This window comes from Paraburkholderia silviterrae, from assembly GCF_004353915.1.
Classification (GTDB): domain Bacteria; phylum Pseudomonadota; class Gammaproteobacteria; order Burkholderiales; family Burkholderiaceae; genus Paraburkholderia; species Paraburkholderia silviterrae.
Genome location: NZ_SMRP01000009.1, coordinates 63535 through 79216 on the forward strand (window position 1 = coordinate 63535; position 15682 = coordinate 79216).

A 15682-nucleotide genomic window follows, 5' to 3' on the forward strand; every position below is an offset into this window, starting at 1 on the left:
GCCCCATAATTCACGAAAAAACAATACATGGTGCAGAACCACTTATCCATGATCCATAAAACGATCTCTCACCAGAATCAACGATGAAAAGAAAGTTCGAAACACCGTACCACATCACAGATCCAACAGAATCACTTATAACTTTATAACTGTTCGAACATCCAATCGATAATCACAACATTGTTTTTTTTAAAATTGCGCCCCTTCAGACAACTCTGTCCCAGTAAAAAAATCCCACCACGACACCAGCGGCTCAGGCCGGCAATGCGAGCCTTTGCAGCACCGGAATCATTTCCGAAGGATCAGGACGCTGCGTATAATCCGGATTGACTTCCGAATACACAACGACGCCATCCATACCTACAACATATCGCGCCGGCATCGGCAGCGTCCAGCTCTGGTCACCATTGAACATCGGCAGATCGTTCTTCCGCGCCCTATACACATCGATCAGATAATCCGGCAACACAAACCGCAACCCGAACGCGGCAGCGGTGTCATTGTGCGGATCATTGAGCACAGGAAAACTCAACCCATTCACGCGCTCCGACTTGCGGCTATTGACGGCCGACTGCGGTGAAATCGCCACCAGGCTGGCGCCATACCGCTGCAGATCGGGCAGCGCTTCGTTGAGCGCCTGCAACTCCATATTGCAATAGGGACACCAGACACCACGATAGAACGTCACGACGAGCGGGCCCTTATCGAGCAGTTCGACCGACGAGACTTCATTGCCATGCTGGTCTTTCAGCCGGAAGGTTGGGGCGCGCTCGCCCGCTTTCACGGCGCGGCCAGCCTGACCACTCGCAATCAGTTCGGCCGTTGCGCGCTCCATGATCGGATGAATGTCCGGCGATGCGAACCAGGGCCCCTTGCCGGCCTTGAAGTCCGCCTTGAATGCGTCGAGCTTGTCCTGAAGCGACATGATGGCCTCCGATAAAAGTTGAAAGTGAGACGATCGATGCAACTCGTCATGGCTTCATGATCGGCGCCAGGCACAACCGCCAGTAGACGGCCCGCATGCATAAGTGCCATTCCAGCACGGCATGCCTCGCGCGGATTCCCGCGCGGCATAGCAGATATTGCCTCGCGGCGGCTTCTGCGCGCGGGCGTCGCCTGCGATCCTCAACGCACACATCAACCGTTGAGGAGAAACTCATGGGAAAGCTGGATAGAAAAACGGCTGTCGTCACCGGCGGCACGAGCGGCATCGGCCTTGCAACGGCAAAGCGCTTTGCCGAGGAAGGCGCGCACGTGTACATCGTCGGCCGGCGCGAGACCGAGCTCGAGCGCGCCGCCGCGGAAATCGGCCACAACGTGGTTCCGTTTCGCGGCGACGTGACAAATCTCGAAGACCTCGATCGTCTGTTTGCGCGCGTGCGCGCCGAGCGCACGCAGCTCGACGTGCTGTTCGCCAACGCCGGTTTCATCGAGCAGCGCACGATCGACGAGATGTCGCCCGAGCATTACGACGCGACGTTCAACGTGAACATGCGCGGGCTGATTTTTACGGTGCAAAAGGCGTTGCCGTTGATGCGCGAGGGCGCAAGCATCGTTCTCACCAGCTCGGTTTCCGGTGTGAAGGGACTGCAGGCACATGGCGCCTATAGCGCGGCCAAGGCGGCCGTGCGCTCGCTCGCGCGCACGTGGACGACGGAGCTCAAGGGACGCGGGATTCGCGTGAACGCGGTGAGCCCGGGCGCGATCGACACGCCCATCATCGAGAGCCAGGTCTCGACGCCCGCGCAGGCCGATGCGCTGCGCGCGAAGTTCGCCGAAGCCACGCCGCTCGGACGCATCGGCCGGCCCGAGGAAGTGGCGGCCGCCGTGCTCTTTCTCGCGAGCGACGAGAGCAGCTATGTGGCGGGTATCGATCTCTTCGTCGATGGCGGTCTGGCGCAGGTTTGAGTGATGACGGCGACGCGTATGCCCGGCCGCGATGAAGCGCGGCCGGGCATACGCAATTAGTGAGGATGACTTTGTGAACGAATGGGCCCTGCACGCCACACTGCGCGCAGGGCCTGCTTTGACCTCGTCAGCGGATCAAATCGACGCCTTGCCAATGGATGCACCGCCGTCGACAAAGAGCGTCTGCCCGGTGATGAACCCGGCGTCTTCGGAAAGCAGGAAGGCGATGGCGGCGGCGATCTCGTCCGGCGTGCCGAAGCGCTGCATCGGCACCCCCGAGAGGTAGCGCTTTTCGCCGGCGCTTCCCGGCGGATTGTTGGCGCGAAACAGCTCGGTCTCCGTCGGCCCCGGCGCGACGGCATTCACCGTGATGCCGGTCGGCGCGAGTTCGAGCGCCCATGAGCGCGCGAAGCTCACGAGCGCGGCCTTCGCAGCGGCATAGGCGGTTCGTTCGACCGCACCGAGCACGGTGAGGCTTGCGATGTTCACGACCCGCCCCCAGCCGCGCGAGCGCATGCCCGGCAGGATGGCCTGCATGGCCAGAAGCGCGGGATGGAGATTGACGGCAAGCACGCTGTCGAGATCGTCGAGTTGCACTTCGCCAATCGCCTGCGGACGCACGAGGCCAACATTGTTGACGAGGCCGTCGAAAGCGTAGCGGCTGGACAGCTCACGGAGCGCCTGCTCGGTGGCCGTGCGGTCGGCCAGGTCAACGCTCTCGAAGTCGCCAGGAAAATCCTCGCGATGGCGGGCGAGGCCCACGACGCGATGCCCGGCCGCCGCGAGCCGGTGCGAAAGCGCAAGTCCGATGCCTTTGGTCGCGCCCGTCACGAGAAAGGTTCGCGCGTTCATGCCAGCGCTCCCGATGCGCGCCCGGCTGCCTGGCGTGCTGCGGACGAGGTCGAAGCCGTACTTGAAGCCGTACTTGAAGCCGTGCTCGCAGCGAACGGATAGTCGATATACCCGCGCGCGTCGCCGCCATAAAACGTCGTCCGGTCGTAGCGATTGAGCGGCATGCCCGTGCGCAGGCGCTCTGGCAGGTCGGGATTGGCGATGAACATCCGGCCGAACGCGACGAGGTCGGCGTGGCCGTCGATCACGATCTGCTCGGCGCTTTCGCGCGTAAAGCCGCCAGCCGCGACGAGCGTGCCCTTGAAGAAGCGGCGGATGTCCTTCGACGAGACGTCCGACTCGGCGGCCTCGCGCTCCTCGATCCCGCGGATGCGCGGCTCGATCACGTGCACATAGGCCAGCGCGTAGCGGTTCAGGCGCGTTGCGACGTAGCCGAAGGTGGCGTGCGGATCGCTGTCCGACATGGTGCCGTAGGTGCCGCTCGGCGAAAGACGCACGGCGACGCCGCCCGGGCCCCAGACGCCAACGACCGCGTCGAGCGTGTCGAACAGAAACCGCGCGCGGTTTTCGAGCGAGCCGCCATAGGCATCCGTGCGATGGTTCGAGCCATCGAGCAGGAATTGCTCGAACAGATAGCCGTTGGCGGCATGCAGCTCGATGCCGTCGAAGCCTGCCTCCTTCGCGAGCATTGCGCTGTGGCGGAACTGCTCGACGATGGCCGGGATTTCATCGGTTGCCAGCTCGCGCGGCACGGGCAGTTCGGCTTCGGCGATCTGGCCTTGCGCGTCGCGAATCGCGGCGTGCTCGAGCGAGCGTAGCGCGGAAGGGGCAACCGGCGTGAGGCCGCCCGTGTTGGCCGAGTGCGCCTGGCGGCCCGCGTGCCAGAGCTGCACGAAGATCGCGCTGCCTTTTGCGTGAACGGCGTCCACCACGCGCTTCCAGCCGGCTACCTGCTCGCGCGTCCACATGCCCGGCGCATCCACATAAGCGATGCCGAGCGGCGTGACGGCCGTGGCGTCCGTAATCAGCAGACCGCCTTCAGACGCCCGCTGGGCGTAGTACTCGATCATCAGGTCGCCGGGAACATTGCCGGGCTCGGTTCTCATGCGCGTGAGCGGCGCGAGCACGACACGATGCTTGAGGGCAAGCGAACCGACCTGCGTTTGGCTGAACAGCTTCATTTGGTGCTCCTTCCTGCGGGGTTTGCGGTGAGGCCATGTTCGCGGCAAAAGCGTTGCGCAAGAAGACCGGTGGCGGCGATAGCAGTCATTCCTCCACGGCATGGCGCGGCCGGCAGCGCGGCCATGCCCGCCAGGAATCGCTGATATGCGTGGCGCCGGCCTACCGCAGCGGCGGCTCTTGCGTCAAATTTCATCCACACCGCAGCGTCGCCGAACGCATGCCAGGCGATGCCGCAGCGGTCAACGTCGCATCGTCACATCGTCGTAGCGTCGACCAGACACCTTCACGAACCGGAGAATCAGCATGAGCACATTCAACGTCCCCACCCGCGAATCCGTCTCGCCCGCCAACCAGGCCATCTTCGACAAGCTCAAGGCCGGCCTTGGCGTCGTGCCGAACCTGTATGCAACTTTGGCGTATTCCGAACATGCGCTCGGCAGCTATCTGGCCTTCCAGAATGCGAAGAGCAGCATCACGGGCAAGGCGCGCGAGGTCGTCAATCTGGTCGTGAGCGAGGTGAACGATTGCGAGTATTGCCTCGCCGCGCATACGATGATCGGCAAGAAGACCGGCTTCTCTGACGAGCAAATCCTTGAAATCCGCAGCGGCCGCGCGAGCTTCGACCCGAAGCTGGACGCGCTCGCGAGCCTCGTGAAGGACATCGCCGTGCGCCGGGGTCACGCCGATCAGGCGCGCGTCGATGCGTTCCTGGCCGCGGGGTGGACGAATGAAAACCTCGTGGACGTGATCGTCGCGGTCGGCGACAAGGTCGTGACCAACTATCTCCATGGCGTGACCCGCGTGCCGGTCGATTTCCCCGCCGCGCCGAAGCTGCCGGCATAAGGCAGCTGGCACCTATGGCGCACCACGTGTCTGTGGCGCCTGCTGAAGTGCTGTTTGCCGTGCGGCGCGATACGCGTGCCGCACGGCATGCGCTTTGGCGTTTCTCATCCTGCACGCCAGCCCGCCCAGCCCCGCCAGGCGCGGCGCCACGCGATTGTTCGCGTTTCGCGAATGGCGCATTCGGCCCTTAGCCCATACCCGTCGCGCTGCGCTTGCCTCTATCTTTCCCCCACCGGTGGCCGATGGAGCCGTCTGGAGCTTTGCATGGGACGGGACTAAGCGCTAAAGCGCCAAGTCCCATCGACAGGAGACACAGATGAAATCGCAAGATTGGGATGTGGCCTACGAATGGAAGGCCGTTGTGCTGCTGGCCCTGGGTTTCGGGCTGGTCGGACTCGACCGGTGGCTGATCGCGCCGCTGTTCCCGTCCATCATGAAAGACCTGAATCTGAGCGCCCAGGATGTGGGTAACTGCATCGGCATCCTCGGCCTTTCATGGGGAATCTTCGCGGCGCTCATGGGCGGCATTTCCGACAAAGTGGGGCGCCGCAAGGTGCTGATTCCGGCCATCATCGTGTTTTCGCTGCTGTCCGGCTTTTCCGGGCTCGCGGGCGGCTTCATGAGCCTGCTGGCCGTGCGCGCGCTGATGGGCGTGGCCGAGGGCTCGTTCTGCCCGACCAGCTTCGCCGCCACCGCCGACGCCTCGCATCCCAAGCGCCGCGGCTTCAACCTCGGGCTGCAGCAAAGCGGCTTCGCGCTCTTCGGGCTTGCGCTTGCGCCGATCATCGCCACGCAGTTGCTCAGTTTCGTGTCGTGGCGCTGGGTCTTCGCGCTCGTGTCGGTTCCGGGGCTGATCCTGGGCCTGTTGATGTTCCGCGTGATTCGCGAGCCAGGATCGCAGCAGGCGCCGCAAGCCGAACTCGTGACGGCTCACGCCAGCCCACACGCACCGGGCGAGCGCGGCAACTGGCGCGCCGTGTTCAAGAACCGGAATATCCCCATTGCGATGGTCGCGCTCTTTTGCGCCATGACCGGTGTGTTCGTGCTGGGCGCCATGCTGCCGCTGTACCTCACCAACTACCTCTCGCTCGATACGCAGCATATGGGCGTGGTGGTCTCCGCTATCGGCTTCGGCGGCTTCGTCGGCCAGTTCGGGCTGCCGGGACTCTCCGATCTGCTGGGCCGGCGCGTGGCGAGCGTCGTCGGCTTCGCGGGCACCGCGGTGATGCTGTACCTCTTCCGTGGAATCGGCGCGCAGCCGCTCGAATTGTTCGTAGTGCTGTTCGTTGCCTCCTTCTTCACGCTCGGCCTCGTTTCGCTGCTCTCGGGACCGGTCGCGACGGAAGCCGCGCCGCTGGGCATGGTGTCCACTGCGATCGGCATCGTCGTGGGCGCGGGCGAGATCTTCGGCGGCGGCGTGGCGCCCGCGCTCGCAGGTTTCGTCGCCACTCGCTTCGGCATTCAGAACATCCTTTGGCTGCCGATCTGCGCGGTCGTGCTCGGCATCGGCGTGAGCCTGCTGCTCACGGAGACCGCGCCCGCGAAGCTGCGCCGCCGGGGCGGCGAGGCAGCCGCTTTCGCCGCGGCCGAGCAGCCGGAGTAAGCCGCCAGCGCTTGCTCCGCGCGCCACCGTGCTCGCCCGCCAGCGTATAAACTGACGGGCGACACTGGGGGAGAAGGGAGCAGCATGGACCGTTTTTTGAGTATCGAGGCCTTCGTGCGCGTGGCCGAAACGAGCAGCTTCGCCGAGGCCGCGCGGCAATTGGGTGTCACGAGCTCGGTCATCACGAACCGTATCCAGCAGCTCGAGAAGTTCGTCAACGCGCCGCTCTTTCACCGCAGCACGCGGCACGTGCGGCTCTCCGAAGTCGGCGAGACCTTCTATCGCGAGTGCGCCGAAGTCGTGGGGCGCGTGAACGAGCTGACCGACCAGATGCGCGAGCTGCGCGCGACGCCCACGGGCCGCCTGCGCATCCAGATCCTGCCCGGCTACGCGCTGAGCCACTTCGCGACGCCGCTGGCCGAATTCAACAAGCGCTATCCCGGCATCCAGCTCGATGTGATCGTCAACGACCGCGTGGTCGATCCGATCGAAGAGGGCTTCGACGTCGCCTTCCAGATCTTTCCCCCCATCTCCGATTCGCTGATCGAGCGGCGCCTGTTCACCGTGCGGCGCCTGTTTTGCGCGTCGCCGGCCTATTTGCGCGAGCATGGCACACCGCAGCATCCGCGTGATTTGCTGCAGCACACCACGGCGCTCTATTCGGGTTATCCCTCACGCAACCGCTGGACCATGACGCGCAGCGAGGAGGTCGTGGAGATGGAGCTGCCCGGCATGATCCGCTCCAACTCGGTCCATTTGCTGCGCGACTATGCGCTCACGGGCGGCGGCGTCGTGTGCCTGCCCACGCTCGTCGCGAGCGCCGCGCTGCTCGACGGCTCGCTCGTGCCGATCCTGACCGACTATGTGCTTTCGCCGCTCAGCTTCGCGGCGGTTTATCCCGCAACGCAGCGACAGGCGCTGAAAGTGAAAGCGCTCGTCGAATTCCTCGCCGACTGGCTGGGCCCCGAGCCCGCATGGGACCTGCCGCTCATCGAGCGCGGCTGGGTGAGCTGAAGCGGGGCCTTGGGTCCGCGCGTTCGGCCCGCACGCTCGGCCCGCACGCTCGGTCTGCGCGTTTAGTCCGCGCTTTTGATCCGATTATTCGCGAAGCGCGAATGCCGTAATCGCTGCCGCGCCGGTTGTTGCCGCCCCAGTACGCTCCTAAAGTTGAATCCAACGACAAGATGTTCCAACGAAGGGATTCCACTCAAGGAGACAGCAATGACCGAGACGTCATTCAAAACCGTCTTTGGCTCGCTCGACGGCTACCGCAAGGGCGAGATCGAAATCACCAGCGGCCGCGCCAGCCACTACGTCTTTTCCAACGTCTTCGAAGTCGCTTCGAAGTCGGCGCCTTATGAAAAGGTCGTGGCCGGCAAGAACCTCGAATACGTGATCGAGGTGCTGCGCACCGAAGGGCAATCGGCATGGTTCGCCTGCGCCCACGATGAGTTCGTCATCCTGATGGACGGCGAAGTCCGCATCGACTTCATCAAGCTCGACAATCCGCCGAAGAACAGCACGGGCACCATGGCCGCCGGCGAGCATCCGCAAGGCCGCCCGATGGGCCATGTCGTGCTGCGCCGGGGCCATCAGGCGCTGCTGCCCGCGGGCTGCGCGTATCGCTTCAGCGCGCCGAAGGCCGGCGTGGCGCTCGTGCAGACGATGATCGGCGAGCTCTCCGTGCAGAAGTGGGCCGATATCTGCCTGCACTAACCAAGCGCGGCAACGATCAACCGAAGAGATCTGGAGACAAGACATCATGGCATCCCTCGAAGACAACCTCCCCACGGCCGGCTTTGCCGCCGACGCCGTCAAGGCCAGCGTTCCCGACGCAGTGACCGGCTATCGCCGCTTCACGCTAGGCTCGTTTGAATTCCTGCGCGACGAGTACTTCGTCAAAATCAACTGGCCCGCGAAAGGCCAGACGCGCACCCACGCCATTCCCGCCGACGCCTTCCTGCGTGCAATGATGCGCGACGTCGCGTGGGGCTTCTTCTACGGCTGGGTCAATTTCGATCACGTGTTCGGCACGCGCAATCACTACGGCAAGGTCGATGTCTACGCGGGCTCGTTCAACGGCATCATGAAGGAAGCCGGCGTCGACTACATGGAGACCTTCGAAACGCCCACGATCATGGCGACCTTCAAGGCCATCCTGCACGACTGGACCAACGAAGGCTTCGACCCGTTCGCGGCGCCGGCCGAGACGGGCAGCGCCTACGGCCGCAAGCATGGCGAGAATGGTGCCGCGATCGAGCGCACGCGCATTGCCACGCGCCGGATGCCGGGCCTCGAAGGCGACTCGCCGTTGCGCAACGATCTGCCCGTGAACCGCGCGTTCACCGACGTGGAGCAGGACGAGCCTGAAGTGCACTGCGAGCCCGGCTTCGAGGGCGAGCTGCACGCCTTCAATCTCTTCAAGTATCTGTCGCGCTCGGACGTCACGTGGAATCCATCCGTGACTTCGGTCTGCGGCCAGAGCCTGTTCTGCCCGACCACCGAGGAATTCATCCTGCCGGTGTTCCACGGCAACGACCGCGTCGAATGGTTCCTGCAGCTCTCCGACGAAATCGTCTGGGACATCGGCGACAAGAACACCGGCGCGCCGCGTGCCCGCATCACGATGCGTGCGGGCGACATCTGCGCGATGCCGGCCGATATCCGCCATCAAGGCTATTCGACCAAGCGCTCGATGCTGCTGGTGTGGGAGAACGCCACGCCGAATCTGCCCAAGCGCTATGAGAGCGGCGAGCTCAAGCCGTATCCGGTCGAATTTTGAGCGCTCGCATTCCGAACCCGCTCATCCGCATTAACTAAGGACTGCTCATGCAAACCCAACTCTTCATCGACGGTCGCTTCACCGATGCCGTAGAAGGCGGCACGATCGACGTGCTCAATCCGCACGACGGCTCGCTGATCACGAAGATCGCCGCCGCCACGGCCGCCGATGTCGATCTCGCCGTGGACGCCGCTACGCGCGCCTTTCCGAAGTGGGCGGCCATGCCCGCCGCCGAGCGCGGGCGCCTGCTGCTGCGTCTGGCCGACGCCATCGAGGCGAATGCGGAGGAACTCGCGCAACTCGAATCGCTCGACACGGGCCATCCGATCCGCGACTCGCGCGCGCTCGACGTGCCGCGCACGGCCGGATGCTTCCGCTACTTCGGCGGCATGGCCGACAAGCTGCAGGGCTCGGTGATTCCCGTCGAAACCGGCTTTCTGAACTACGTGCAGCGCGCGCCCATCGGCGTGGTGGGGCAGATCGTGCCGTGGAATTTTCCGCTCATGTTCACGAGCTGGAAGATGGGCCCGGCGCTCGCCGCGGGCAACACGGTCGTGCTCAAGCCTTCCGAGATCACGCCGCTTTCCACGCTGCGCATTGTCGAGTTGATGGCCGAAGTGGGCTTTCCCGCAGGCGTCGTCAACATCGTGACGGGCTATGGGCACACCGCGGGGCAGCGGCTCGCCGAGCACCCGGGCGTGGGCAAGATTGCGTTCACGGGATCGACAGCGACGGGGCGGCGCATCGTCGAGGCCTCGCAGGGCAATCTCAAGCGCGTGCAGCTCGAACTGGGCGGCAAGGGCGCGAACATCGTGTTCGAAGACGCCGATCTCGACGCGGCCATCAACGGCGCGGCCTGGGCGATCTTCCACAACCAGGGGCAGGCGTGCATCGCGGGCTCGCGTCTGGTCCTGCACGAGCGCATCGCCGATGCGTTCCTCGAGCGTTTCGTCTCGCTCGCATCTTCGATTCGCGTGGGCAATCCGCTCGATCCCGACACCGAGATGGGGCCGCTCACGTCGAAGCAGCACCAGGAGCGCGTGCTGGCCTTCGTCGACGTGGCGCGCGGGGAGGGCGGACGCGTGCTCACGGGCGGCAGCGCTCCGCAGGACGCCGCGCTCGCGAACGGCTATTACGTGCGTCCGACGATCGTAGAAGCGGCGACGCCCAACGATCGCGTCGCGCAAGAGGAAGTGTTCGGCCCGTTCGTTACGGTGCTGCGTTTCCGTAACGACGAAGAGGCGCTCGCCATCGCCAACGGCACGGCCTATGGCCTGGGCAGCGGGTTGTGGACGCGCGACCTCTCGCGCGCGCACCGGATGGCCGGGCAGATCCATGCCGGCATGTGCTGGATCAACTGCTACAAGCGCGTGAATCCGGGCAGCCCGTTCGGTGGCGTGGGGCAGTCGGGCTACGGCCGCGAGATGGGCTTCGAGGCGATGCACGATTACACCGAAGCGCGTTCGGTCTGGGTCAACGTGGACGGCAACGTGCCGCCGCACTTCAAGCGCTGAGGCCGGCATGAAACCGTTCGTCTATCAGGGAACGCCTTCGCGTGTGGTGTTTGCGTGGGGCGCGCTTGCCACGCTGCCCGCGGAAGTCGAGCGGCTGGGGGCGAGGCGCGCGCTGATCCTCTCGACGCCCGAGCAGCGCGCGCTGGCCGACCAGGTCGCGCAGGTGCTCGGCGAGCGCGCGGCGGGCGTGCACGCGCAGGCCGTGATGCACGTGCCCGTGGAAGTGGCGCACGCCGCGCGCGACGCGGCGGCGGCGCTCGACGCGGACTGTTGCGTGGCCGTGGGCGGCGGCTCGACGATCGGGCTCGGCAAGGCCATCGCGCTCGAGTCGACGTTGCCCATCGTGGCCGTGCCTACGACCTATGCGGGCTCGGAGATGACGCCGATCTACGGCCTCACCGAAGGGCGCTTGAAGCGCACGGGGCGCGACATGCGCGTGCTGCCGCGCACCGTGATCTACGACCCGGCGCTCACGCTCTCGCTGCCGGTGGCGGTCTCGGCGGCATCGGGCATCAACGCCATGGCGCACGCGGTGGAGGCGCTCTACTCCGAAGACGCGAATCCGGTCATCAGCTTGATGGCCGAGGAGTCGATCCGCGCCCTCGGCGAGGCGCTGCCGGCCATCGTGCGCGCGCCCGACGACGCGGCAATGCGCGGCCGCGCGCTATACGGCGCGTGGCTCGCGGGGACGTGCCTGGGCGCGGTCGGCATGGCGCTGCATCACAAGTTATGTCACACGCTCGGCGGCACCTTCAATCTGCCGCATGCGCAGACTCATGCGGCCATGCTCCCACACACGGCGCACTACAACCACACGGCGGCGCCCGAGGCGCTCGCGCGCGTGGCGCGCGCGCTGGGCGGAAATGAGGCGTCCGAAGCAGGAGCGTTGCTGTTTGCGTTGAACCAGGCGCTCGGCATTCCCGTGGCGCTCGCCGAAATCGGCATGCCGGAGCAGGGGCTCGACGAAGCCGCCGATCTCGCGTGCAAGAACCCGTATGCCAACCCGCGCGCCGTCGAGCGCGAGGCCATTCGTGCGTTGCTGCAGCGGGCGTGGCAGGGCGTGGCGCCGGCCTGATCGGCGCCGCCCTTTCAACAAGAGAAGATTCGGAGACACACCATGGCGCGCTATTTCGCGATCTTCGCCACCGACAAACCCGGCATGCGCACGGAGCGCGAGCGCATGCGTCCCGTGCATCGGACCTGGCTGCGCAACGCCGCGCAGCACGGCGTGTTCGTACGCCTCGGCGGATCGACGCTCGCGCCGCAGTGCGATGCGATGAACGGCACGCTGCTCGTGATCGAAGCGGAGGGCATCGACGACGTGATGTCGTTCATGAGGCACGACCCGTACATGCAGGCGGGACTGTTCGAGCGCGTCGAAGTCCGCCCATGGGACTGGAGCCTCGGCAACCCCGAGCGGAGGATCTGAGCGATGAACGCGTCGCGCTTGAGCCTGCATTCGGGTCAACCCTCAGGTCAACACCCGGGCCGCCGCTTGTGTCGTGTGAGCGACGTGCCGGACGGCGGCGCACGCGTCGTCGACGAAGGACCCGCGGGCAAGCCCGTCATCGTCGTGCGGCGCGGCGAACGCGTGTGGGCCTATGCCAACCGCTGTCCGCATTTTTCCGTGCCGCTCGATTTCGAGCCCGGGCTGATTTCCTGCTACCGCTCCCAGGTGCTGATGTGCGCGCACCACAGCGCCCTGTTTCGCTTCGAGGACGGCCATTGCATCGAAGGCCCGTGCGCGGGCGCGGCACTCGACGGTTTCACCGTCGAGATCGACGCCGCCGGCTGGGTGCTTGCGTGACGAGCGCAAGCGCGCCGCTGCTTATTCGCTCTGCGACGGACGACCCGTCTTTACCGCTTCGAGCGCGGCAATGGCGGCCAGCAAACGCTTGGCCGATGCCGACTCGAGCAATTGCAGGCCCGCGCGCAGGAGTTCGCTCTTCTTGACCGCCACGCCCGCATCGAGGCACTTGCGCTTGAGGACCGAGATCCGCTCGTAGTCCGCCTTCGGCATGGTGAAGCTGTCACGCACGACCTTTTCCTTCTTGGCGCGCTTGGTCTTTTCCTTTCCTGCGGCTTTCGGTGCCGGTGTTTCCGCTACCTGGGCCGGTGCTTGCGCTACCTCGGCTGCGGGTGCCGCGGCCTTGGTACGGGTCTTGGCGCCGGGCTTCGCAGCGGCCTTGGTGCTGGCCTTGGTCGTGGCCTTGGTGCTAGCCTTTTTGCCGGCTTTGGTATTGGCCTTGGTGGCGCTGCGCTTCGTGCTGGTCTTGGCACCGGGTTTTGCGCGCCGGGTTTTAGCGGTATCCGCACTGGCGGCGGGCGTTGCTGCCTCGGGCTGCTCCTGTTCCGGCTGTTGCGCCGCGTCCGGCGATGTCGGGAAATGAAAGGCCTTCTTGGTAGGTTTGCGTACGTTTGCTGTGGTCATGTCAGGTTCTCCAACTGGAAACAATATAAACAGTATATACGGTTTATATTGTGCCAAAGCTGGTTGACGCCGCAGACCTGCCGGACGCGCCGCGTGCGCTTACTGCTCCAGTACCGCCTGAGGCGTATTGCGGAAGCTGATCGCCATGCGGTTATACGTGTTCATCAAGCCGATGGCGATGGCGAGATCGACGAGTTCACGCTCGTCGAATACCGCGCGCGCTTCCTCATACGCCGCATCGGGCACACCGGTCTGCGCGACGAGCGTGACAGATTCGGCCCACGCAAGCGCGGCACGCTCGCGCGGATCGAACAGATGGCCGGCTTCGCGCCATGCCTGGACCAGCGCCAGCTTTTCCACTTTCACGCCTTTTTTCAGCAGGTCGCGCGTGTGCATGTCCAGGCAATACGCGCAGTTGTTGATCTGCGAGACGCGCAGGTACACCAGATCGACGAGCACCGGTGCAAGCCCGCTTTGCATGACATAGCCGTAGACACCGCCAAGGGCCTTGACGCCAGCGGGTGCGATCTGGTTGTAATCGAGACGATTGCTCATGTGTTTTCTCCTGTTTGACTTGAATGGCTTACTTGACCGGCGTGGTCAGAGCCGTGTCGCCGGTATCGACGACGAATACCGCGAGTAGCTTCGCCGGCTGCGTCTTGCTCGCGTTGCGGCTTACGCGATGAATGGCGCCAGGCTCTTCGAAGAAGCTTTCGCCGGCGTGATAGATGCGCTTCGGTCCGTCATTCACTTGCGATTCGATGGCGCCCGAGACGACATAGGCATAAATAAACGCCGATTTCGCATGCTCGTGCGCTGGCGACGCGCCGCCGGGCGCGTAGTCGACCACCACGGCCGTCAACGACTTGCCGGGGATGTTCGGGATGGCATGCGTGAAGTTGGGCGTGACGGTTTCACCGTCGCCATGCGCAAAAGCCGGCATGGCGATAGTGAGCGCAAGCGCTGCGCAGGCGGTGCCGAGGGCGGCTCGAATGTTCATGACAGGGTTTCTCCTTGCGACCGGGGTTATTGTGGGCGCACGCTGGGCCACAAGAAAGCACCAGAAACAAACATTCTTTATGTACCATGAGCGGATGTCCCAGCCGCTGAAAATCGAACTCGACCGGTCCGCGAAGACGCCCTTGGCCGAGCAGATCCGCTCGGCAATCAGTGCCGCCATCGAGGGCGGGGTGCTTGCGCCCGGCGCCCGTCTGCCTTCGTGGCTCGACCTCGCCGCGCAACTGGGCGTTGCGCGGGGCACGGTGCGCCTCGCCTACGACCGGCTCTCCGACGCGCAACTGATCGTCGCTTCCCGGGCGAGCGGAACGCGCGTGGCGGACCGGCCTCGCGCGCGGCCCGAAGCGGAGGAGAGCAGCGATCCGGGCTCGTTCATGGAGATGTACCGGGAGCTCACCGCCGGCCCGGCCATCTTCCAGATGGGCGTGCCCGCCCAGGAAACGCTGCCCGCCAGGCTCTTCACCAAAGTGCGCTCGTTTGCGCTGCGCGCGGAGTCGAGCGCCTCGGTGGGCTATCCCGATCCCCGCGGCGAGCCGGAGCTGCGGCGGGAAATCGCTGCTTATCTGGCCATTGCGCGAGGCATGACATGCTCGCCCGCGCAGATCATCGTCACGAGCGGGTTCAGCGGTGGCCTGGGACTCGCGCTGCGCGTGCTGGGCCTCGATGGGCACAAGGCCTGGTTCGAAGAGCCGGGCTTCCCGTTCACCCGGCACGGCCTCGAACTCGCGAGGCTCGAACTCGCGCCGGTTCCCGTGGACGCGGACGGCATCGACGTCGATTACGGCCTGCGGCATGCGCCAGACGCGGCGCTGGCCGTCGTGACGCCCGGCCAGCAGGCGCCGCTCGGCCCCACGCTCTCGCTGGCAAGACGGTTGCAACTGCTCGACTGGGCGGCGCAGCGGGGCGCCTGGATCATTGAGGATGACTATCTAAGCGAACTGCAACTGAGCGCGCGCGCCGCGCCCGCGCTCGCATCGCTCGATCGCGGCCAGTGCGTCATTCATATCGGCTCATTCAGCAAGACGATCAGCCCGGCACTGCGCCTGGGGTTCGTCGTCGCGCCCGTGACGCTGGCGTCCCGGTTTGCGGAAGTCGCGGCGTGTCTTGCGCCCGCGCCGTGGCCATCCGTGCAGCTCGCGACGGCGCAGTTCATGCGCGAGGGTCACTATATGCGCCATCTGCGCCGCCTGAAGCGTCTTTATTCCGCGCAGCGCGACAGCTTGCTCGAATGCCTCGGCGCACTCGACTTCGAGACGAAGAGCGCCGGCCTGGCCGTGCTCGTGCGGCTGCCCGACGGCGCGCCCGACGTAGCCATCTTCAGGGAAGCGCTGGCGTTCGGATTGGGCCCGGCGCCGTTGTCGCCCTGGTATATATCGCCGGCGTCTGCGCGATCGGGGCTTCTGCTGGGCATCGCGACTTCGCCGGAGAGAAACCTCGTTCGAAGCTGCGAACGGCTGAGGGAAGTGATACGGCGTCATGCGTGATTGCTGGGCACGCAAGCGAACCCCGATTGACCTGCCGTGCTACGCTGCGCGCAGGTTTCGTACGCG

Annotated in this window: 18 protein-coding genes; 12 read left to right on the forward strand and 6 right to left on the reverse strand. The window is 65.1% G+C overall.

Going from position 1 to position 15682, the window contains the following annotated elements; genetic code table 11:
• Positions 1-253: 253 nt before the first annotated feature.
• Positions 254-925 (reverse strand): peroxiredoxin-like family protein, encoded by a 672-nt coding sequence (locus EYW47_RS18965; RefSeq protein WP_133196375.1) that lies wholly within the window; start codon positions 923-925, stop codon positions 254-256.
• A 233-nt stretch (positions 926-1158) separates the two neighbouring features.
• Here EYW47_RS18965 and EYW47_RS18970 point away from each other — a divergent pair, with 233 nt between their 5' ends.
• Complete coding sequence (locus tag EYW47_RS18970; protein WP_133196376.1) at positions 1159-1908, forward strand: SDR family NAD(P)-dependent oxidoreductase; 750 nt, start codon at positions 1159-1161, stop codon at positions 1906-1908.
• A gap of 135 nt (positions 1909-2043) precedes the next feature.
• Here the strand turns inward: EYW47_RS18970 and EYW47_RS18975 are convergent, their stop codons facing one another.
• Both EYW47_RS18975 and EYW47_RS18980 read right to left on the reverse strand, forming a co-directional pair.
• The gene (locus EYW47_RS18975; RefSeq protein ID WP_133196377.1) at positions 2044-2760 is read right to left on the reverse strand and encodes an SDR family oxidoreductase; all 717 of its coding nucleotides are present in this window, start codon (positions 2758-2760) and stop codon (positions 2044-2046) included.
• Positions 2757-3941 carry an alkene reductase gene (locus tag EYW47_RS18980; RefSeq protein WP_133196378.1) on the reverse strand — a complete coding sequence of 395 codons (1185 nt, stop codon included), beginning with the start codon at positions 3939-3941 and terminating at the stop codon, positions 2757-2759. Before EYW47_RS18980 ends, EYW47_RS18975 begins: the two co-directional genes overlap by 4 nt.
• A gap of 35 nt (positions 3942-3976) precedes the next feature.
• On the opposite strand from EYW47_RS18980, the gene EYW47_RS18985 reads away from it, so the two are divergent.
• From EYW47_RS18985 to EYW47_RS19030, 10 genes are all read left to right on the forward strand, one after another.
• Positions 3977-4249, forward strand: coding sequence for a hypothetical protein (locus EYW47_RS18985; RefSeq protein ID WP_133196379.1), 273 nt, complete (start codon positions 3977-3979; stop codon positions 4247-4249).
• Complete coding sequence (locus EYW47_RS18990) at positions 4246-4785, forward strand: carboxymuconolactone decarboxylase family protein (RefSeq protein ID WP_133196380.1); 540 nt, start codon at positions 4246-4248, stop codon at positions 4783-4785. The genes EYW47_RS18985 and EYW47_RS18990 overlap by 4 nt, the downstream gene beginning before the upstream one ends.
• 316 nt (positions 4786-5101) lie before the next feature.
• Positions 5102-6388: an MFS transporter gene (locus EYW47_RS18995; RefSeq protein WP_133196381.1), complete on the forward strand. Its 1287-nt coding sequence runs from the start codon at positions 5102-5104 to the stop codon at positions 6386-6388.
• 84 nt (positions 6389-6472) lie between these two features.
• Entirely contained in the window at positions 6473-7402 is a 930-nt protein-coding gene (locus EYW47_RS19000; RefSeq protein WP_133196382.1) for a LysR family transcriptional regulator, read from the forward strand.
• Positions 7403-7609: 207 nt separating this feature from the next.
• Positions 7610-8104 (forward strand): cupin domain-containing protein, encoded by a 495-nt coding sequence (locus EYW47_RS19005; RefSeq protein ID WP_133196383.1) that lies wholly within the window; start codon positions 7610-7612, stop codon positions 8102-8104.
• Between the two features lie 46 nt (positions 8105-8150).
• Positions 8151-9170, forward strand: coding sequence for a hydroxyquinol 1,2-dioxygenase (locus EYW47_RS19010; RefSeq protein WP_133196384.1), 1020 nt, complete (start codon positions 8151-8153; stop codon positions 9168-9170).
• A gap of 47 nt (positions 9171-9217) precedes the next feature.
• Entirely contained in the window at positions 9218-10684 is a 1467-nt protein-coding gene (locus EYW47_RS19015) for an aldehyde dehydrogenase family protein (protein WP_133196385.1), read from the forward strand.
• Between the two features lie 7 nt (positions 10685-10691).
• A complete protein-coding gene (locus EYW47_RS19020) occupies positions 10692-11759 on the forward strand; it encodes a maleylacetate reductase (RefSeq protein ID WP_133196386.1) in 1068 nt (355 codons plus the stop codon).
• Positions 11760-11801: 42 nt separating this feature from the next.
• Positions 11802-12113: a YciI family protein gene (locus tag EYW47_RS19025; RefSeq protein ID WP_133196387.1), complete on the forward strand. Its 312-nt coding sequence runs from the start codon at positions 11802-11804 to the stop codon at positions 12111-12113.
• Positions 12114-12116: 3 nt separating this feature from the next.
• Entirely contained in the window at positions 12117-12491 is a 375-nt protein-coding gene (locus tag EYW47_RS19030) for a Rieske (2Fe-2S) protein (RefSeq protein WP_133196388.1), read from the forward strand.
• Between the two features lie 21 nt (positions 12492-12512).
• On the opposite strand, the gene EYW47_RS19035 is transcribed toward EYW47_RS19030, so the two are convergent.
• The 3 genes from EYW47_RS19035 to EYW47_RS19045 all read right to left on the reverse strand — a co-directional run bounded on the left by EYW47_RS19035 (position 12513) and on the right by EYW47_RS19045 (position 14115).
• Positions 12513-13115, reverse strand: coding sequence for a hypothetical protein (locus EYW47_RS19035; protein ID WP_133196389.1), 603 nt, complete (start codon positions 13113-13115; stop codon positions 12513-12515).
• A 99-nt stretch (positions 13116-13214) separates the two neighbouring features.
• Positions 13215-13670 carry a carboxymuconolactone decarboxylase family protein gene (locus EYW47_RS19040; protein ID WP_133196390.1) on the reverse strand — a complete coding sequence of 152 codons (456 nt, stop codon included), beginning with the start codon at positions 13668-13670 and terminating at the stop codon, positions 13215-13217.
• A gap of 28 nt (positions 13671-13698) precedes the next feature.
• Positions 13699-14115, reverse strand: a complete 417-nt coding sequence (locus EYW47_RS19045) for a cupin domain-containing protein (RefSeq protein ID WP_133196391.1) — start codon at positions 14113-14115, stop codon at positions 13699-13701.
• Positions 14116-14209: 94 nt separating this feature from the next.
• Here EYW47_RS19045 and pdxR point away from each other — a divergent pair, with 94 nt between their 5' ends.
• Positions 14210-15616, forward strand: coding sequence for a MocR-like pyridoxine biosynthesis transcription factor PdxR (gene pdxR / locus EYW47_RS19050; RefSeq protein WP_133196392.1), 1407 nt, complete (start codon positions 14210-14212; stop codon positions 15614-15616).
• Positions 15617-15682: the final 66 nt, after the last annotated feature.